The following is an 18,979-nucleotide window of genomic DNA, read 5'->3' on the forward strand; positions in this document are numbered from 1 at the left end:
ACACCCCCCCGCCGCCCCCCCGCTGGCGGCGCTGACCGCCCCTTATTCCGAACTTTCTGTGGTGGGCGCCAAAAACAGGGCCTGGTGACAACAGGGTCTTGGGGCTTTTGCGCGGTTCCGCGACGGAACCGTCATGGGGCGGCGAGTGCGAGGACCGCGTTCTGTCCGCCGAAGCCGAAGGAGCAGCTCAACGCCAGACCCACCTTCGCCCGGGTCGGCTCGGACACCAGCGACAGGTCGATGCGCGGGTCCTGGGTGGTGAGGTTGGCCGTGGGCGGAACCGTCCCGGACTCGATGGCCATCGTGGTGTAGACGGCTTCGATCGCGCCGGCCGCTCCCAGGAGGTGTCCGGTCACCCCCTTGGTGGACGTTGTCGACGGGTGGCCGACGAGAACCCTCCCGAGTACGTCCGCCTCGATGCGGTCGTTGAGCCGGGTGGACGTGCCGTGCGCGTTGACGTGATCGACGTCGGCGCCCCCCGCCCCCGCATCGGCCAGCGCCGCGCGGAGCGCCGCCTCGGCGCCCTTGCCCTCGGGATGCGGTGCCGTCGCGTGGTGGGCGTCGGCACTCGCCCCGTAGCCCACGACACGGCTCCTCACCCGTGCGCCGCGTGCTCGCGCGTGCTCCGGGCGTTCGAGCACCAGGACACCGGCTCCCTCTCCGATCACGAAGCCGTCCCGGTCGACGTCGAAGGGACGTGATGCCGCCTCCGGCTCGTCGGTCCGTTCCGAGAGCGCGCCCATGCGTGCGAATCCGCCCACCATCAACGGCGTGATCATGGCCTCGCTGCCGCCGGCCAGCACGATGTCGCACCGGTCCAGCGCGAGCAGGTCGCGGGCGACCCCGATCGCCGTGGTCCCGGAGGCGCACGCGGTGCTCACGACCAGGTTCGGTCCGGTCGCGCCGAATTCCATGGCCACCTGGCCGGCCAGCATGTTCGGCAGCTGCATCGGCAGCAGGTACGGCGAGAGCCGCTTGAATCCGTCCCGGACGAGGGTGAGGTGCTGTTCCTCGACGGTGCCGATCCCACCGTCGGCGGTCCCGAGCACCACACCGACCCGTGCGCCGTCCCAGGAGGACGGGGTCAGTCCCGCGTCGGTGATCGCCTCACCGGCGGCCACCAGGGCGAACTGGGCAACACGGTCCAGGTGCAGCGCCCGACGGGCCCCGAGCAGGGCGGCCCCGTCGAAGTCCGGGACCCGGCACGAGAGGTGTGGCGGGATGCCGTCGAGGTGGGGATCGACCGCCGCGGTGGACCTGCCCTCGCGCACCCTGGCCCAGTTGGCCCCGGCTCCGATACCCGCCGGGGTCACCAGACCGACCCCGGTGATGGCCGCGTCGGTCATGAGACGGAGTTGCTCTGTTCCGACATGAGCTTGGTGATGTCGTCGACGGTCCGGGCGCCGGCCAGCTCGTCCTCGTCGACGCTGACGCCGAGTTCCTGCTCGATGAGGAGCGCCAGCTCCACCAGGGCGAGTGAGTCCAACTCGATGTCCTCGATGGTCGCTTCGGGGGTGACCAGTTCCTCGGCGACCTTCAACTTGCCGACGAGAAGACCCTTGAGCATTTCGAACATGATCGCTTCATCCATTCTGATCACATGGGACGGTTGTTGATCGTGCATCCGCACTCGGCCCGCACGTCGACGACTGCGCGGACACTCAGAGCTGGGGCCAGACCAGCGTGGTCGCCCCCCACGTCAGGCCGCCCCCGAAGGCCGTGAGCAGGAGGTGGTGGCCCGGCTTGAGTTCTCCCCGCTCGGCGGAGTGGGCGAGCAGGACGGGGAGGGAGGCCGCACCGATGTTCCCCACCTGCTCGATATTGCTGAGCGGCTGGTCCCCGGCGAGACCCAGTCGCTCCGAGACGGCCGTCAGGATGCGGGCATTGGCCTGGTGTGCCGCCAACCGGTCGACGCGGTCCGGCTCCCATCCGGCCGCGAGGGTGGCCTGCCGGCATGCGGTGGTCATGCGCTGCACGGCGTGCCGGAAGACCTCCTTGCCCCGCATCCTGAAGAACTCGTCGCCCGGGCCGGGCGGCAGACCGGACTTCCGTTGGCGGGAGCCGCCGGCCGGTACCTGGATCAGGTCCTCGTGCACCCCGTCGCTGCCGAGCACGAAGGCGCCGAGCGCACCCCACTCGTCCGGGTCGCCCCTGCGGAGCACTACGGCTCCCGCACCGTCGCCGAAGACCACCGCCGTGCCGCGGTCCGCGGGGTCGATGATGGCGCTGTACACCTCCGTCGCGATGACCAGGACGTGGTCCGCCGTACCGGCGGCGATGAGTCCCGCGGAAGTTGCCAGCGCGTAGAGGAAGCCCGAGCAGACGGCGGCCACGTCGAAGGCCGGAACGCCTTCCATACCGAGCCGGGCGGCCACCGCGGGCGCGGTCGCGGGGCAGGGCTTGTCGGGCGTGGTGGTGGTGAGCACCACCATGTCCACGGTCCGCAGGCCGGCGGACTCGAGCGCCCGCCGCCCCGCCTCCACGGCGAGGTCGGACGCGGCCGTTCCCGGTGATGCGATGTGGCGTCGCCGAATTCCGGTCCGCTGGCGTATCCAGGCGTCCGTGGTGTCCATCCGGGCGCTGAGATCGTGGTTGGTCACCACATCGGGGGGCAGCCACGCGCCGATACCGGCCACCACGGCCGCAGGGTGTGGGGCGGCCATGGGCGGATGACCGCCGTCGGAAGCGTCGCGGTCCCGTACGACACGGTCGGGCCGCCGGGACATTCAGTCCTCTCCGCCGTCGTCGGCGGTCTCGTGGAGCAGTTCGAGCCAGCGTGTCCAGAGCCGCGTGATGTCGTCCGCGGGCACCTGGTCGCGGTACACGATCTCCACGAACACCTTGTCCTCCATCGGGACGACATCGAAGAGCAGGTCGAACATCGCCTCCACGGTGGACGGCAGGCTCACCCGCGCCTCCAGATCGCCGAGCCTCGGCGGCGGCAGCGGGCGGTTGAGGTTGAACACCACGGAGGTGAGCCGCTGTCGGGCGAGCCAGGGGTCGTCCAGCTCGCCCCGCTCGGCCAGCTCGTCGAGGACGTCGCCCAGCGGCAGGGTGCCGTGAGAGAGGTCCTCACCGAGCGACTGGCTGAACTGCTGGCGGTGCTTCGAAAGGTCGGTGTCGATGTGCCGGCTGCGAACGGGGACGTAACTGACGAAGTGGCCCACCAGTTCCTGTTCCGTCACGCCCCGACACTGGTCGACCGGGGTACTGACCACCAGGTCGTCGTGTCCGGTCACTTCGTGCAGTGCCGCCGTGAACGCGCTGAAGACCGCCATGAACGGTGAGCACCGCAGTTGTGGGCACCGTTTCACCAGCGCCGTCCACAGGGCGGCGTCGAACTCGAAGGCCTGCCGGGTCGCCGGAGCGCTCGCCGGGCGGTCCTGGACGGCCCACGCGGGTGCGGGGGGCGCCGCCAGACGCTGCCGCCAGTGGTCGAGCGCGGCTTCCCGTTTGTCGGCGGCCGGTTCCGGATAGGCCGGCTGCACCCGTCCGGGCCGCACCGTCGCCAGAGCCTGCCCCTGGGTGACGCGTGTGTAGCCGTCCGCCAGGTCGTTGAGCACGGCGACCATGGAGGTGCCGTCGAAGACCACGTGGTGGCCCGAGACGAGCAGGTGGTGGCGGTTCTCCGAATGCCGCAGCACCATGGCACGGAACAGCGGCCCCGTCCGGAGGTCGAACGGCGTGTTGGCGTGCTCGTCGATCACGGTCTGGGGACTGTCCTCGGGTGACACCGTGTGTACGGCCGTCGTGCTCGCGGCATCATGCTCCACGACCAGGTCGCGGCCGTCGGCGGAGCAGACCGCGCGCAGCGCCGGATGCCGTTGCCGTACCGCGGTCAGCGCGGCGTCCAGGGCCGACAGGTCGAGTTCGCCGGTGAGTTCCAGCACCGCTGTCTCGTTGTAGACCACGGATGTCGGTCCGAGCCGCCGGCTGATGTCCCACACCTCGCGTTGCTGGGTGGACATCGGCCAGCGGTCCGCCGCGCGGACCCGGGGTGTGGTGGCGACCCCGTCCAGGAAGTCCGCCTCACGCAGCGCGTGCAGACCCCGGTCCACCGCGTCGATCAGCCGCTCGGCATCGTTGTCAGTGTGCGCGGTGGACATGAAGAACGTCCTGCCCTCCCACATGTAGACACCGTCCGCCAGCAGGCTGTGGTACAGCATCTCCAACGGCAGGGGGTGGTACAGATTGGACTGTCCGCGGTACTGGAACCGCCACAGCGAGCCGACGGATGCCAGCGTGTACGGCACCCCGTGCTGGGTGAACAGGTCGGACAGCGCACCGACCACCCGCGCGGTCCGGTCGTTCACGTCGCGGTAGACGGTGTCCTCGTGCTGCTCCAGGTACTCCAGGGCGGCTTTGGTAGCCGCCATCGCCAGCGGGTGCTTCTGGAACGTGCCGCCGAAGAACGTGGTCTCCGCGGTCGGAGCGCTCCGGTCACCGTAGTCCCAGCTGCCGCCGTCGAGCCCGTCCATGAGGGACTGTTTGCCGGCGATGGCCGCGACCGGCAGACCTCCGCCGAGCACCTTGCCGTAGGTAGCCAGGTCCGGCTTGACCCCGAACAGCCCCTGGGCGCCGCGGATGTGCATGCGGAACCCGGTGATCATCTCGTCGAAGATCAACACCGTGCCGGTGTCCTCGGTCAGCCGGCGGAGCTTGTGCAGGAACTCGGCCGGCTGCGTCACGGGGTTGCGCGCCTGTATCGGCTCGACGAGTACCGCGGCCAGCTCATCGCTGTGGGAGGCGATGTAGTCCAGGGCGGCCTGGTCGTCGTACGGCAGGACGACCACGTCCTGCAGCGCTCCGGGCGACACCCCGTCCACGATCGGCCGGACGCCGCCGAGTTCCTCGCCGCGCAGGCCCAGCACCCCGTCGGTGATGCCGTGGTAGGACTTCTCGAAGTAGGCCACCTTCCGCCGACCGGTCGCGAGTCGCGCGAGGCGCACCGCGCCCATCACCGACTCCGAACCGGAGTTGCAGAAGGAGACCCGGTCGTGCCCGGTGATCCGGCAGAACTGTTCGGCGACCTGGTAGGTCAGTTCCACCTGCGGCCCCAGCATGAAGGAGCGCTTCAGCTGCGTGGCGATGGCGTCCTGGACGAACGGCGGGTTGTGGCCGAAGAAGTGCACACCGAAGCCGAGGCAGTAGTCGGTGTACTGGCTGCCGTCGGCGTCCCAGAAGTGCGCTCCCCTGCCCCGGTCGATGATGATGGGGAAGTTGAGTTCCTTCAGCTCGGGACGGAAGGTCCCCCAGGGGCGGCTCTCCACCATCCGGCCGCGGTGCAGGCCGGCGAGCCGTTTCGACCGCGGGCTGCGGTCCTCGATCCGCCGCACCAGGGAGTCCACGTAGGACTTCTGCCGAGGGCCGAGCCGGGCTCCGTCCGCGGCCGGAGCGGGCGCCGGAGACCTGCGGGCCGCGGGCGCCTTGCGCTGTGACGCGGGCTGGAGCACGGGCTGTGGCGCCGGCGGCTCGTCGGCGGGTGCGGCAACCTCGGTGAGGGGGGCCGGCGTGCCGCCGAGGACCGCCAGTTGCTGCCGCATGATGGCGAGTTGGTCGCGGACGACCGCGTCGAGGCCGGTGGCGGCGGGCAGTACCACGGCCTCCTGTGGCGGTGCGGCCAGGACCTGGGGTACGGCGGCCGGGGCCTGGGGCACAGCGACCGTGGCCTGGGGAGCGGCAGGGGGTTCCACGTCGAAGGTGCCGGACTCCGCGAGCGCGTCGGCGAGGTCACCGACGGACTGGTACTTCTCGAACAGGTCGGTCGCCTTGAAGGACGTACCGTGGCGCTTGTTCAAGGTGTTCACCAGTTGGAGCAGCAGGATGCTGTCCGCGCCGAGTTCGAGGAAGTACGACTCCGGGGTGATCTGTTCCCTCGGGTACTTGAGGATCGCGGCGACTTCCTCCGCCACCTCCGCCAGGGCGTGCTCCTGCGATGCGGCCAACGTACTCCTCCTGAGCGGTTCCTGTGCTGGTTCGGTGGCTGTGGGAGTAGAGGGGACGGTGGGGGTGGTGAGGGCAGTGGAAGTGGGAACGGTGGAAGTGGCGAGAGTGGTGGGTGTCCAGCCGTCCAGGGCCCAGTAGCGGCGGCCCTGCCACGGATAGGACGGCGTGCTCGGCAGGAAGCGCCCGTCCGGGTACACGGCCTGCCAGTCGAGTTCGGCACGGCGGACGTACAGCTCGGGCAGCACGGCCCGCGCGGACGCGGCTCCGTCGTCGCCCTCACCGAGCGCGTGCAGCACGCTCGCCCGGACGCCGACGGCGGCTGCGCTGGTGTGCACCGGGCCGAGCAGTATCTGTTGCGGACTGATCTCCAGGAAGTTGGCGAACCCCACGGTGGCGGCCTGCTGCACGGCGGACCGGAGGAGAACCGGGTTGATCACACCCCGGCCCCAGTGCTCGGCGGTCATCTGCGCGGAATCGAGCAGAGCGCCCGTGATCGAGGAGAACATCGGGACGGAACCGGGAGCGGTCGCGGCACCGACGCCACGGCGGGCGAGTTCCTCGCCGGCGGGTGCGAGATCGGGGTGGTGGGAGCCGAACCTGATCGACAGCAGGCGGGCGCGCAGTCCGTCGGCCCGGAGCTGGGCGGCCAGTTGCTCGACCGCCTCGGCCGGGCCGGACAGCGTGACGTTCCGCGGCCCGTTGTCCACCGCCAGCACGATGTCGTCGGGGCAGCGCGCGAGCAGGTCGTCGATCTCCTGCGGTGCCGCGGAGACCGCCACCATCCGGCCGTCAACGGCGGCGTGCTGCATGACCGACCCGCGAGCGGCGACCAGCTCCACCGCGGCATCGAAGTCGAGCATGCCGGACACGAACGCGGCGGCCGGTTCGCCCGCGCTGTGCCCGATCACGGCCGCGGGCCGCAGGCCGAACGAGGACCACAGTCCGGCGAGCCCGCTCTGTACGGTGAAGTGCAGCGCCTGCGCGATGTCCGTCCGGGTCAGCGCGATCTCATCGGCCTCGGGACCGCCCTGGCTCAGGTACTCGAACAGGGACACACCCAGGAGTGGTGCGAACGCGTCCGAGCAGCGGTGGCAGTGCTCGACCAGCGTCGGCTCCGAGAGGAGCGCCGAGCCGAGCCCGCTCGTCTGCGGCCCCAGTCCCGGGAACACGTAGACGGTGTCGCGCCAGACGGGCCCCTCCACCGTGTCGGGCACTCCTCCGTCGGCCAGGAACGATTCCAGGGACCGGCGCAGCTCCGCGCGGTCCCGTCCGCTGAACGCGCCGCGCACGGGGTGGTGGGCGCGCCGGGCGGCCGCGCTGTAGCACAGGTCCCCCGCCGCCGTGCCGTCGTCGGACAGCAGAGACGCATACCGTTCCGCCAGCTCCCGCAGCGGCTCCTCGCCCTTGGCCGACAGGGGCAGTACCAGCCCGGTCGGCGCGGGCGCCGGGGATCGCTGCGACACCGGATCCGCCTGCTGGACGAGCACGTGCGCGTTCGTGCCGCCGAATCCGAACGAGCTGACCGCGCCCGTCCGTCGATCGGGTCCGTCGGACCAGCGTGCGGTCCGGCGGGCCACCGCGAGCCGCGGCCCGTCCGTCGTCAGCCGGGGGTTGAGTTCCTCGGTGTGCAGGGAAGCCGGGACGTATCCGGCGCGCAGGCAGGCCACGAGGCGGATGATGCCGGCCATTCCCGCGGCCGCCTCGGCGTGCCCGATGTTGGACTTCACCGAACCCACGTAGCAGGGCGGGCTTCCGGCCGGCACCTTGCCGTACGTCGCGGTGAGCGCGGCGAACTCGATGGGGTCTCCGAGGGGCGTGCCGGATCCGTGCGCCTCCACGTAGCCGACCTCTTCGGGCCGTACCCCGGCGTCCGCCAGCGCGGCGCGGATGACCGCCTCCTGCGCCGGGCCGTTGGGGGCGGTCAGCCCGTTGCTGGCCCCGTCCTGGTTGATCGCGCTGCCCCGGATCACCGCGTGGATCTCGTCGCCGTCCCGCCGGGCCCGGGCCAGCGTCTTGAGCACCAGCACCCCGCAGCCGTCCGCGCGGACGAAACCGTCGGCCTCCGCACCGAAGGAGTAGCACCGTCCGGTCGGCGACATCATTCCCGCCTTGGACACGGACACCCAGTTGTCCGGCGCGAGCACCAGGTTGACGCCGGCGGCCAGTGCCACGGGGCAGTCCCCCTCGCGCAGCGCACGCACCGCGAGGTGCACGGCCACCAGCGAGGACGAGCACGCGGTGTCGACGGCCATGCTGGGGCCGCTCATGTCCAGCAGGTACGAGAGCCGGTTGGCCGCGACGGAACTGGCCTGTCCGGTGACGAAGTGCCCGCCGAGTTCGGTCGTCCGACGGCCCAGCAGCCGCCCGTAGTCGCTGCCGCTGATACCGACGTACACCCCGCCCTCGGACAGTTGGCCACTGGTCGGCGGCACCCCGGCGAGTTCCAGCGCCTCGTACGCCGTCTCCAGCAGGATCCGCTGCTGGGGATCCATCTGCTCGGCTTCCCGTGCCGTGATGCCGAAGAACTCCGCGTCGAACCGGTCGATCCCGTCGATCGAGCCGATCCACCGCGTGCCGATCCGGCCGGGCTCGGTCGGATCGGGCGAGTACAGACCGCGCAGCTGCCGGGATTCCGGCACCTCGTCGATCGCGTCGACACCATCGACCGACAGTCGCAGGAGGTCCTCGGTCGTCCTCACCGCACCGGGGAAACGACATGCCATGCCGATGATCGCGACATCGCGGTCATCGCGGTCAGCCGTCATCGGGTCCATTTCCTATACCGCCTCTTCCGAACGGACCAGGCCTCGGTGAACTCCTCGGCGGTGGGGTGGTGGAGCGCGGCCTGCGCGCGGAAAACGCCGCCTGTGGAATCGACTGAACGCTTTCTCAGGATTTCGATCAACGTTGCCCCATCACTCGGCACGACACGCAAGTGCGATCAAGCTATGAACCTTCTTCGGCAATCGTCAAGGAAACGCCACCCAACGACCTGCCGCGGCCGAACCTTCGTATACGCACCAATAGACGAAAGTACCTCCGGCGACCGCACAATTCCCTGGACTTCTTGACCGCAATAGGGGCCGACCATAAATTGGGGCGAGTTTCCAGTTGCCATCGAACCCTATTCCACGGTGGTCAACCGATTTAGGGGATGCATTCGTCCCCGGACTGAAGGGCGATAGCGTGCAGTCGAACAGCGCCAGCGCACTGGCCCATCTGAGCGGGATCCGCGAGGACGACGATCGTACGGCGATCATCGCGGCCGATGGCGTGCACACCTACGGCGATCTGCGCCGCCGCGTCACGCGGTACTCGGACGTACTCGCCTCCGTCGGCCTGCGTCCCGGCGACGCCGTGGTGATCAGCATCGAGCACGGACCGGACGCGGTGGCAGCGATGTTCGCCACGCTGGAGGCCGGCGCCGCCTTCGTGTGGCTGAACAGCGACCAGCCGGCCGCGAGGAACCGCACCGTGGTCCGCGACTGCGGAGCCAGGTACCTGCTGGCCGACAGCAGCCAGGGGGGCAAGCAACTGGTCGCCGATCTGGCCGAGCTGAACCTGGGCCTGTTGCGGACAGGAGAGTCCTCGGAGATCTTCATCGAGCGCATCAGCCGCGACCGCGGTCCGGCCACCCTGCCGACGAACACCACGACGGTGGTGTACACCTCCGGCTCGACCGGGACACCCAAGGGCATCATCCTGACGTCGGGCAACATAGACCAGCTCACCGAGTGGTACGCCGACGAGGTCGGCCTCGCCCCGGGTGCGAAGCAGCTGCAGCTGGCGCAGTTCACCTACGACGCGGCCTGCGTGGAGATCTTCTCCGCCATCCGGAGCGGCGCGACCCTGATCATGCCGCCCCCCGAGGTCAAGTCGGACGTGCGCGAAGTCGTGGAGTGGACCCGCCGCCACGGAGCGACCCACATGGCGAGTGCGCCCAGTATCTACCGCGCCCTGGTCGACGCCCTGGACAGCGCCGGCGGGGCCGCACTCGACCAGGTGCGGGCGCTCACCGTCTCCGGCGAGGAACTGCGGCCGGCACTGGTGGCGAAGATGCGCGCGGCCTTCCCCCGGGCCGACATCTACAACATGTACGGCCAGACCGAGAACATCCTGGCCACGTGCCACCGTGTCACCGCGGACGACGAGAAGGCGCCCACGGTACCGGTGGGCCGTGCCCTCCCGGGCCGGGAGGTGGTGCTGCGCGACGGCGACGGCGACAAGGTCGCCGACGGCGAACTGGGCGAGGTGTGGGTGCGCAGCCGGTTCCTCGCGCCCGGCTACCTCAACAACCCCGAGTTGACCGACGCGGTCTTCTTCCCGGACCCGCAGGGCGAGCCCGGGGTCAGGATCTACCGCACGGGCGATCTGGCTCGCAGGACGGCAGACGGCGAGCTGGTCTTCCACCGGCGGATGGACCACCAGGTCAAGATCCGGGGCGTACGGGTGGAGCTCGGCGAGATCGAAGCCGCCCTGCTCAACGTGGAGGGTGTCGTGCACGCCGGAGTCGTAGCACGGGAGGCCGACGAGGGACGGCACCAGCTGGTGGCCTACGTGCAGGCCGGCGCCGGCGCCGAGGTGTCGTCGGACCGGCTCAGGACCACGCTCGCGCAGCGGCTGCCGAAGAACATGGTGCCGTCCCGAGTCATCGTGCTCGACCGGATGCCGCTGACGGCGTCCGGGAAGATCGACCGGAAGCAGCTGCCCGACGTGACGTCCGAGAGTGCGGGCTCCGCCCCGGGCGACGCCGCCGTCGGCGGTGCGACCGCGCAGCAACTGGCCCTCATCTGGTCACAGATCCTCGCCGTGCGGCCGCAGGCCGAGGACGCGGATTTCTTCGCCCTCGGCGGTGACTCCCTGTCCGTGCCGCGGGTCCGCGACGCCATCAAGGCGGGCTTCGGCGTCGACGTCCCGCTGAACTCCTTCTACGAGTGCCCGCAACTGGACCAGATGGCCGCACGGATCGACTCGCTGGTGCGGCAGGCGCCGGTGAATTCGCTCGACAACTGATCGCAGAAGCGCGGGAGCCCGCCGTGTCAGAGACGGTCAGCCTCCGCCGGCGGCGGGCTCGCGTTCCCCGCCCGGCCGGCGGTCCGGCCGAACTGGGTGGGCGGCCTGGATCCCGTACCGGCCGCGAAAGTGCCCGTGGGGCAGGTCCAGCAGTTCGGCGGGGGTGCCGGACTCGACGAGCCGGCCGCGGTCGAGCACGTGGACGAGGTCCGCGTGGCGCACGGACGCCACCCGGTGGGTGATGAGGATGACGGTCCGCCCGTCCCCGGCCAGCTCGCGGATCTGGTCGAACACCCGTTGCTCCTCACCGGCGTCGGTCGGATTTTCGGCACCCGCACACGCTCACCGATCTCGTACGCGGCTTCGCCGCCCTGCTGAAACCGGCCGAGGGAAACGACGTGACAGTCCGGCGAGTCGTGGGCCGATCTGCTGCGCGACTGCGCCCGCCGGGGCACGCGCGCCCCGGTGCCCGCCGTCGGAGACGGCGCCCTGAGCTTCTGGAAGGCCCTCGCGGAGGTATCCCCCAGACCCGCGAGCAACGATGCTGGGTTCACAAGACGGCCCATGTCCTCGACGCCATGCCGAAGCCCGCGCAACCCGGAGCGAAAAAGGCCATCCAGGACATCTACCACGCCGAAGACCGCGACCACGCACAAGGGGCTGTGGCCGCGTTCGCCAAGCTCTACGGCGCGAAGTTCCCCAAGACCGTCAAGAAGATCATCGACGACTCCGAGCAGCCGCTGGCGTTCTTCGACTACCCCGCTGAGCACTGGATCCTGTGGGTGCCGAAAACCTCATCCGTAGGCTGTGACCTGCAGGATTAAAGATGCGGCTGAGAGCCACCGGGCTGGTACGCCAGGATGATCCATCGTGCTACTGCGACTCCTCTACCTCACGCTTACCAACGCGTTCGCTCTCCTACGGCTGCTGCCGATCAGCGACACCGACAAGAACGTCGAGATTCTCACCCTGCGCCATCAACTGGCCGTCCTTCAACGCCAGGTCGCCAAACCCCGACTCACTCCGCCCGACCGCATATTCCTCGCCGCCCTGCTCCACCGGCTCCCCCGCACCACACTCCGGCAACTTCATCTGATCGTCTCCCCCGACACTGTCCTCCGCTGGCACCGCGACCTCCTACACCGCCGCCACGCCAACGCCTCCCGCCACAAACGGCCAGGACGACCACCCACCCACCGCAGCATCCAAACCCTCATCCTGCGCATGGCCCGAGAAAACCCGAACTGGGGATACAGAAGAATCCACGGCGAACTCACCACCCTCGGGATCAAGGTAGCCCCCTCCACGGTATGGGAGATCCTCCGGCACAACGGCATCGATCCCGCACCCCAGCGCGACCGCCAGACCTGGACCACCTTCCTCCGCGGCCAAGCACACGCAATTCTTGCCGCCGACTTCTTCGAAACCCGGACGCTGACCGGAGCACGCCTGTACGTCTTCGCCGCCATCGAGCACGCCACGCGGCGTATACGCGTTCTCGGCGCAACCGCCCACCCCACCGCAGCGTGGACCACCCAACTTGCCCGGAACCTCGCCATGGACCTCCACGGGGCCGGCACGACGGTGAAGTATCTGATCCGTGACCGCGACCGCAGATACACGGATGCCTTCGACGCCGTACTCGAAGACGAAGGCATCGCCATCATCAAGACCGGTATCCGCGTACCCCGCATGAACGCAGTAATGGAACGCTGGATCCGCTCCTGCAGAACCGAACTCCTCGACCGCACCCTCATCTGGAACCAAGCGCACCTCCTGTACACACTCCGCGAATACGAAACCTTCTACAACCAGCACCGACCCCACCGCACCCTCCGCGCCGCAGCACCCCTGCGCCCACTCCCCCGTCCCCTCACCAATCCCGAACAGCTCAACCGCCTCGATATCCGGCGGAAGGACCAACTCGGCGGCACTCTCCACACCTATGAACATGCCGCCTAATGGGAGCTGCCGGGTCGGGGAAGGCTCGGTGCCGTAGCCGCCAGCAGGTGAGCACTTTCGCCGCCGGAAGCAGTCGACTTCTGTGGTCAGACCGTGCCCCTGCTGGTCGGCAGGGAGGCCAGACCGTTGATGGGGTGGCGTGCCCGCCGGGCAGTGGGGCGTGAGCACTGGATCCATTAGGCCGCGTGCCGTGCCTTCCGCAGGCTGCAGAGGAAGCGAAGTACCTGACCAGGAGGACGAGTTGCTGCTGATCGGCGATGACTGGGCCGAAGATCACCACGACGTCGAGGTCCAGGACGAGACGGGCCGGAAACTCGCGGTGGCAAAGCTGCCCGAGGGCGTGGAGGGCATCGCGAAACTGCACGAGCTCGTCGCGAAGCACGGCGGCGGGGACCTGGATCCGGCCGAGGTGGTGGTGGGGATCGAGACCGACCGCGGTTCATGGGTGCAGGCCCTGGTCGCCTCCGGCTACCAGGTTTACGCGATCAACCCGAGGCAGGTCGCCCGCTTCAAGGAGAGGTACGGCACCTCCGGCGCCAAGAGCGACAAGGGTGACGCACACGCGCTCGCGGACATGGTCCGCATCGACCGCGACCAGCTACGGCCGGTGGCCGGGGACAGCGACCAGGCCCAGGCCGTGAAGGTCGTCGCCCGCGCCCACCAGACCCTGATCTGGGAACGCACCCGCACCTTCCAGCGGCTGCGGACCACACTGCGGGAGTACTTCCCCGCCGCCTTGTCCGCCTACGCAGACCTTGAACTGACCAGCACGGATGCCCTGGAACTGCTGATCAAGGCGCCCACCCCCACGGCCGGGGCGAAGCTGACGCGCACCCAGATCACCGCGGTCCTGGCCCGACACCGCCGCCACCACCGCGATGCGAAGGCGAACACGATCCAGACCTGCGGGTGCCGATAAATCATCCACGCAGGTCGGGAGCCTGATCACGGATCTTCGGCTCTCCTTGTCATTCGCCCCAAGCGCTTCACCCGCACGGGGCCCCGGCGGCATCATGATCTGTTGTGCTCCTGCGCCTGGCCTACCTAGCCACGACCAACGCCCTGGCGTTCCTACGCCTCCTGCCGATGAGCGACCGAGACAAGGACATCGAGATCCTCGTACTCCGGCACCAGTTGCTGGTCCTGCAGCGTCAGGCCGGCAAGCCGAGCTTCACCGACAGCGACCGTGCCGTCCTGGCCGGCCTGCTCCACCACCTCTCCAAAGACAGACTGCGGCACCTTCTGCTGCTGGTCCGCCCCGAGACGGTGTTGCGCTGGCATCGCGAACTGCTACGACGGCGCCATGCCGTGACCTGCGTACCCAGGCGACGTGGACGCCCGCGCACCTTCCGGTCGATCCGCGCCCTGGTCCTGCGCCTGGCCAGGGAGAATGTCTCGTGGGGGTATCGCCGGATCCACGGCGAACTCGCAGCCCTGGGGATCAAGGTCGCCGCCTCCACGGTCTGGGAGATCCTCCGCGATCATGGCATCCCACCCGCGCCCGAACGGCAGAGCACCACCTGGGCCGACTTCCTCCGCGGCCAGGCCGAGGCCCTTCTCGCCTGCGATCTTTTCGAAGTCCGCACGCTGACGGGGGCGCGCCTGTACGTCTTTGCTGTCACCGAGCACGCCACCCGTCGCATCCGGGTCCTCGGCGCCACGGCACACCCCACTGCGGAGTGGATCGTGCAGCTCGGACGCAATCTCCTCATGGACCTCGAGGACGCGGACAGCAAGGCGAAGTTCCTCATCCGCGACCGCGATTCCAAGTTCACAGCCGCCTTCGATGCCCTGATGACCGATGCCGGTCTCAAGGTCGTCACCACCGGCATTCGGATACCACGGATGAACTCGGTCATGGAGCGCTGGATACAGACCTGCCGCAGGGAACTCCTTGACCGGACCCTGATCTGGAACCAGAGCCACCTCCTCCACGTCCTGCGCGAGTACGAATTCTTCTACAACGAGCACCGCCCGCACAGAGCCCTGGAACAAGCCGCCCCATGCCGCCCGCTACCCACACCCATCACCCAACAAGCCCAGCTCACCCACCTGGAAGTCCACAGACGAGACCGGCTCGGCGGAACGCTCCACCAGTACCAGCACGCGGCCTGAGCTGCGCGGATGATTTATCGGCACCCGCAGTGTCCGGCGGGAGGGCCAGCGGGACCGGGGTGCCGGGGCGCCACGGCTGGGCGGGCCCGCGGTCGGCGGGGGTGGGCACGCGCAGGAGCTTGGCGATCCGAGGCACCTCGTGAACATCATCAGAGACAGGACGGGAAGTTCCCAGCCCTGTTCGCCGCTGTCCTCAATGACACGGGGATCGACCCGCAGACACGAGCTCCTGGATCGAACCTTGATCTGGAACCAACGCCAGCTTCTCCACGCTCTGCGAGAGTTCGAGGAGTTCTACAACCCCCATCGCCCGCACCAGGGCATCGCGAACACCCGACCGTTACACCCACTGCCCACACCAATCAACCATCCCGACAGGCTAGGCCACCTCGACATACGACGCCACGACCACCTTGGCGGCATCCTCCACGAATACAGACATGCCGCGTGACCTGCACGGATGAGGTATTCGGCAAGCGCAACGACGGCCTCATCGATCCCGAGGGCGGCACGCAGCGTGCCTCGCTCCTGCTGTGGACCGCCCTGCACGGCGTCGTGAGCCTGCGCATCAACAAGGACGCCATCGACTGGCCCGACCCGCACCGGCTCGCCGAGGAGATGATCGACGCGATCATACGCCCCCGGCCGTGTCCCGCCGACCGGCGCGAGCACTGACGCCGACCCGGCTCAATCCGGTAGCGCCGCACCCAGAGCGCGGCCCCGGTGGTCCGCCGTGGACCGGGGGCCGACACTGACCCGCAGCTGCGTCAGGCATCCCGGGCAGAGGGTGAGGCGGGCCACGATCGCGGCCGGGGTGTACCGCTCCGGGGCGATGCGCACCTGGGGCCCCAGCGCCGTGGCGTCGACCTCGCGCACGATCGCCCGGGACAGGTGCGGTTCTCCGCCGAGCGCGAGCAGGGCGTCGCAGTGCGCGCACCGCTCCTCGCCTGCCGCCGAGATCATCAGATTCTCATCGATCTTCATGCGCGACGGCTCCCTGCTCGGTGGTGTCCGGCTGGCCGGCGCGGGCCCGGCGAAGGGTCTCTCGGCGGCGGGCCGTCCGGTCGACATCGACGCCACCGCCATCATCGCCGCTGCCGCTGTCGAGGACGGTTCCGTAGACGTCGCGCGCCGCGTGCGGGGTGACGAGCCCCGCGGCGACGTCGGCGGCGACCGCATGCGGGTCGCGCGCCAGCGGGTCGCCATAGCCTCCGCCGCCGGTCCAGTGCATGTAATAGACGTCGTCCCAGGCCAGTGATGTGGCCAGGTGGGCTGGCATGAGTTCCCGCTCGCCGTGCAGATCGTCGAGGGAAGCCGGGAGCGCCCCGCCGGCGAGTACCTGCCGCACATCACTGCCCCTGACGAGCACATCGTGCTGGGTGCTGGCGGGCAGACCGCCGGCGAGGCCGACTGCCTGCGGCACCGCCTTGCCGCCGCCGGTCGTCAACAGACTCGCACCGCGGTCGGGTGCGTCGTGCAGGACGAAGCAGCTCGACCCGCCGACGCCGCCGCGCTGCCGCCCCGGGCCGCCGGAATCCGGCTCCTCCCGGCGCCACAGGTACAGGACCGGGAAGTTGAACTCGTTCATCTCGGCGTCGGCGATCCTGCCCATCGGCATGAACGCCAGACCGCCGGTGTCGACGCCGTCGCTTTCCGTCCGCGCGCCCATGCCACCGGCCATGGGGTCGCCGATCGACGTCACGTAGCGGTGTCCGCGCTGGTCGACGCCGGAGAGCACGGCCGAGTCCCACGTGCCCATGCAGACGCTCATGACCCGCGGACGCAGCGGCGCGCTGCTGTCGATCAGGGTAGCGACGCACTCGCTGACCACGTTGTGCGTGGCCCAGGCCGAGCCGACGGACGCCTTGCCGACGCTGGCGGGGAACGTCGCGTCGTTGACACTGCCCGGCTCGCTGATCACGTCGATGCAGCGGACGAAACCGCCCGCCGCCCAGGGGATGTCGCCGCACAGCAAGGTGAGAAGCGCGGGCATGATGCCTCCCCGCAGCCCCGCGTGGGTGCAGTTGATGAACCCCTCGACCTGTGGGTCGGTGCCGGTGAAATCGAACGTGAGGTGGTCGTCCCGCTTGGTGAGTGTCAATGCGATCTTGTAGACGCCGTCGTCGCCTTCACGGGCCGAGTCCTGGAAGGTGGCGCTGGAGACCGAACCGTCCGGGATCTGCCGGAGCTTCGCCCGCAGCCGCGCCTCCGCGTCGTCGATCATCCGCCGCATGACGTCCTTGACCACGTCCGCGCCGTAGCGCTCCACGAGCCGGTCCAGGCCCTCCTGGGCGATCTTGTTGGCGCCGACCTTCGCGCGCAAGTCCAGCGCCACAAGGTCGGGCACCCGGGAGCGGCGCAGATAGACGTCCTCGATGTCGGCCCGCGAGCGGCCCGCCTCGACGATCTTCACCGGCGGGGTCGGCAGCGACTCGGCGAAGACGTCTCGGGCGTGGACGCTACGGCTGCCAGGCGCGATGCCGCCGAGGTCGGCCTGGTGAGCCACGGCGCAGGTCCAGCCGAACAGTTCGTCGCCGACGAAGAACGGGGCGAAGACGGAGACGTCGTTCTGGTGCAGGCCGCCGCCGATCCAGGGGTCGTTGCACAGGAACATGTCACCCCGCCCGATACCGGGGTTCGCGGCACGGTTCAGCAGCGTCCACTGCACGGCCATGTCCATGGTGGCGACGAGCTGCGTGTTGAAGAGCCCGACCTGCACCTGCTCGCCGAGTTCATTCATGATGCTGAAGTCGAAGTCGTTGCAGTCGGTGACGATCACGCTGCCCGACATCCGCTTGATCGCCTCGCCTGCCTCATGGGTGAGGGTCGCCAGCCGGTACCGGACGACCTCGTACGTCAGCGCGTCGACCTCGCCGCGCCGCACGTGGGACGTCAGGCGGACGTGGCCGGCCTGCTCGATCCTGTCCCGCAGTTCCGCGGCCGGCAACGACCGGTTCGCGAACTTCTCCGAGCCGGCGATCTGGATCGTCATCGCGTCTCCCTGGTCGTGGGGACGTTCAGCAGGAGGTTCCCGAGAACGTCGACTTCAGCGGTGAACCCTTGCGGCACCGCTACGGTGGTGGTGCCCGCCTCCAGGACCGCGGGGCCAGCGAAGTGGTGTCCGGGGCGCAGGTCCCGGTAGTCCAGCACGGCGACCTGCTGGAAACCGTGTTCGGGGTCCAGGAGCGCGCGCCGCCGGCCCCCGACCGGGGCCGGGGCCGGCACGGCGTCGTGGACCGTGAACTCCGGCGCGAACGGCAGTGTCCCCTTGGCGTACATCCGGAAGGTGACGGCCTGCAGGCCGGCGTCGGCGAAGCCGGTGTCCGCGCCGTAGCGGCGCTCGTACAGGGCGGCGAAGTCGTCCTGCAGCGCGGCGACCGTCTTCTCGGTGATCTCGCCGCCCGGGACCGGCACGACGAGTTCCGCGAGTTGCAGCGAGTAGCGCACGTCGACCTCGCGGGTATAGGACACTTCGGCGAAGATGACCTGCTGCTCGGCGATGCGGGCGTGCAGTTCCTTCTCCAGACCGCGAAAGATGTCGTCCATCTCCGCGGCCCGCATCGGCATCGTGCGGGGGCGGGACAGCTCCGCGGACAGCACGACGTCGGAGGCCGCCAGGCCGTAGGCGGAGAAGGCCGAGGCCATCGGCCCGAGCGGGACGAGCACCTGGCGGGCGCCGAGATCGGCAGCGTAGGCAGCGCTATGCACGGGCCCCGCGCCTCCGAAGGCGTACACGATGAAGTCCCGAGGATCATGTCCGGCGTTGACCACGACCTGGCGCAGCAGGTCGGCGGCCTGGGCGTTTTGGATGGCGTAGATGGCCGCGGCGGCGTCCTCGACGCTGAGGCCGAGCGGCTCGGGGGTCCGGCGGGGGGTCGCGACTACGGCCAGCGCGCGCGGGGGGGCCCGGGGGGCGTGGGGGGGGCGGGCGGGGGGCGCGTTA

13 protein-coding genes and 1 pseudogene are annotated in these 18,979 nt (G+C 69.6%); 6 read left to right on the plus strand and 8 right to left on the minus strand.

The window, feature by feature from the left end:
• Nucleotides 1-131: 131 nt before the first annotated feature.
• The 4 genes from ACFXB5_RS24645 to ACFXB5_RS24660 all read right to left on the minus strand — a co-directional run bounded on the left by ACFXB5_RS24645 (nt 132) and on the right by ACFXB5_RS24660 (nt 8,711).
• A complete protein-coding gene (locus ACFXB5_RS24645) occupies nt 132-1,346 on the minus strand; it encodes a beta-ketoacyl-[acyl-carrier-protein] synthase family protein (protein ID WP_385211536.1) in 1,215 nt (404 codons plus the stop codon).
• Nucleotides 1,343-1,576, minus strand: coding sequence for an acyl carrier protein (locus ACFXB5_RS24650; RefSeq protein ID WP_385211538.1), 234 nt, complete (start codon nt 1,574-1,576; stop codon nt 1,343-1,345). The genes ACFXB5_RS24645 and ACFXB5_RS24650 overlap by 4 nt, the downstream gene beginning before the upstream one ends.
• Nucleotides 1,577-1,661: 85 nt before the next feature.
• Nucleotides 1,662-2,663 (minus strand): beta-ketoacyl-ACP synthase III, encoded by a 1,002-nt coding sequence (locus tag ACFXB5_RS24655; protein WP_385211540.1) that lies wholly within the window; start codon nt 2,661-2,663, stop codon nt 1,662-1,664.
• Nucleotides 2,664-2,726: 63 nt separating this feature from the next.
• A complete protein-coding gene (locus ACFXB5_RS24660) occupies nt 2,727-8,711 on the minus strand; it encodes an aminotransferase class III-fold pyridoxal phosphate-dependent enzyme (protein ID WP_385211542.1) in 5,985 nt (1,994 codons plus the stop codon).
• Nucleotides 8,712-9,132: 421 nt separating this feature from the next.
• Between ACFXB5_RS24660 and ACFXB5_RS24665 the strand changes: the two genes are divergently transcribed.
• The gene (locus ACFXB5_RS24665) at nt 9,133-10,959 is read left to right on the plus strand and encodes an amino acid adenylation domain-containing protein (RefSeq protein WP_385211544.1); all 1,827 of its coding nucleotides are present in this window, start codon (nt 9,133-9,135) and stop codon (nt 10,957-10,959) included.
• Nucleotides 10,960-10,995: 36 nt separating this feature from the next.
• On the opposite strand, the gene ACFXB5_RS24670 is transcribed toward ACFXB5_RS24665, so the two are convergent.
• The gene (locus ACFXB5_RS24670) at nt 10,996-11,253 is read right to left on the minus strand and encodes a hypothetical protein (protein ID WP_385211546.1); all 258 of its coding nucleotides are present in this window, start codon (nt 11,251-11,253) and stop codon (nt 10,996-10,998) included.
• Nucleotides 11,254-11,361: 108 nt separating this feature from the next.
• Here ACFXB5_RS24670 and ACFXB5_RS24675 point away from each other — a divergent pair.
• The 5 genes and pseudogenes from ACFXB5_RS24675 to ACFXB5_RS24695 form a co-directional block, all read left to right on the plus strand.
• A pseudogene (locus ACFXB5_RS24675) lies at nt 11,362-11,735 on the plus strand (transposase); the annotation flags it as partial.
• A 94-nt stretch (nt 11,736-11,829) separates the two neighbouring features.
• A complete protein-coding gene (locus ACFXB5_RS24680; RefSeq protein WP_385211548.1) occupies nt 11,830-12,921 on the plus strand; it encodes an integrase core domain-containing protein in 1,092 nt (363 codons plus the stop codon).
• A gap of 190 nt (nt 12,922-13,111) precedes the next feature.
• Nucleotides 13,112-13,840, plus strand: coding sequence for an IS110 family transposase (locus ACFXB5_RS24685; protein WP_385211550.1), 729 nt, complete (start codon nt 13,112-13,114; stop codon nt 13,838-13,840).
• Between the two features lie 104 nt (nt 13,841-13,944).
• Entirely contained in the window at nt 13,945-15,036 is a 1,092-nt protein-coding gene (locus ACFXB5_RS24690; RefSeq protein WP_385211552.1) for an integrase core domain-containing protein, read from the plus strand.
• A gap of 447 nt (nt 15,037-15,483) precedes the next feature.
• Complete coding sequence (locus ACFXB5_RS24695) at nt 15,484-15,711, plus strand: TetR-like C-terminal domain-containing protein (RefSeq protein ID WP_385211554.1); 228 nt, start codon at nt 15,484-15,486, stop codon at nt 15,709-15,711.
• 12 nt (nt 15,712-15,723) lie between these two features.
• Here the strand turns inward: ACFXB5_RS24695 and ACFXB5_RS24700 are convergent, their stop codons facing one another.
• The 3 genes from ACFXB5_RS24700 to ACFXB5_RS24710 all read right to left on the minus strand — a co-directional run.
• Entirely contained in the window at nt 15,724-16,020 is a 297-nt protein-coding gene (locus tag ACFXB5_RS24700; RefSeq protein WP_051574019.1) for a hypothetical protein, read from the minus strand.
• Nucleotides 16,007-18,028, minus strand: coding sequence for a hydantoinase B/oxoprolinase family protein (locus ACFXB5_RS24705; RefSeq protein WP_385211556.1), 2,022 nt, complete (start codon nt 18,026-18,028; stop codon nt 16,007-16,009). Before ACFXB5_RS24705 ends, ACFXB5_RS24700 begins: the two co-directional genes overlap by 14 nt.
• Nucleotides 18,025-18,979, minus strand: a 955-nt coding sequence (locus ACFXB5_RS24710; RefSeq protein WP_385211557.1) for a hydantoinase/oxoprolinase family protein, incomplete at its 5' end; no start/stop codon positions are given. The genes ACFXB5_RS24705 and ACFXB5_RS24710, both read right to left, overlap by 4 nt.

The sequence above is a fragment of the Streptomyces sp. NPDC059455 genome, from assembly GCF_042750115.1.
Classification (GTDB): domain Bacteria; phylum Actinomycetota; class Actinomycetes; order Streptomycetales; family Streptomycetaceae; genus Streptomyces; species Streptomyces endocoffeicus.

Coding starts and splice junctions, on each gene's coding strand:
- ACFXB5_RS24650 (WP_385211538.1), bottom strand. CDS start 1,576: ATGTTCGAAATGCTCAAGGGTCTTCTCGTCGGCAAGTTGAAGGTCGCC.
- ACFXB5_RS24705 (WP_385211556.1), bottom strand. CDS start 18,028: ATGACGATCCAGATCGCCGGCTCGGAGAAGTTCGCGAACCGGTCGTTG.
- ACFXB5_RS24700 (WP_051574019.1), bottom strand. CDS start 16,020: ATGAAGATCGATGAGAATCTGATGATCTCGGCGGCAGGCGAGGAGCGG.
- ACFXB5_RS24660 (WP_385211542.1), bottom strand. CDS start 8,711: ATGACGGCTGACCGCGATGACCGCGATGTCGCGATCATCGGCATGGCA.
- ACFXB5_RS24645 (WP_385211536.1), bottom strand. CDS start 1,346: ATGACCGACGCGGCCATCACCGGGGTCGGTCTGGTGACCCCGGCGGGT.
- ACFXB5_RS24655 (WP_385211540.1), bottom strand. CDS start 2,663: ATGGCCGCCCCACACCCTGCGGCCGTGGTGGCCGGTATCGGCGCGTGG.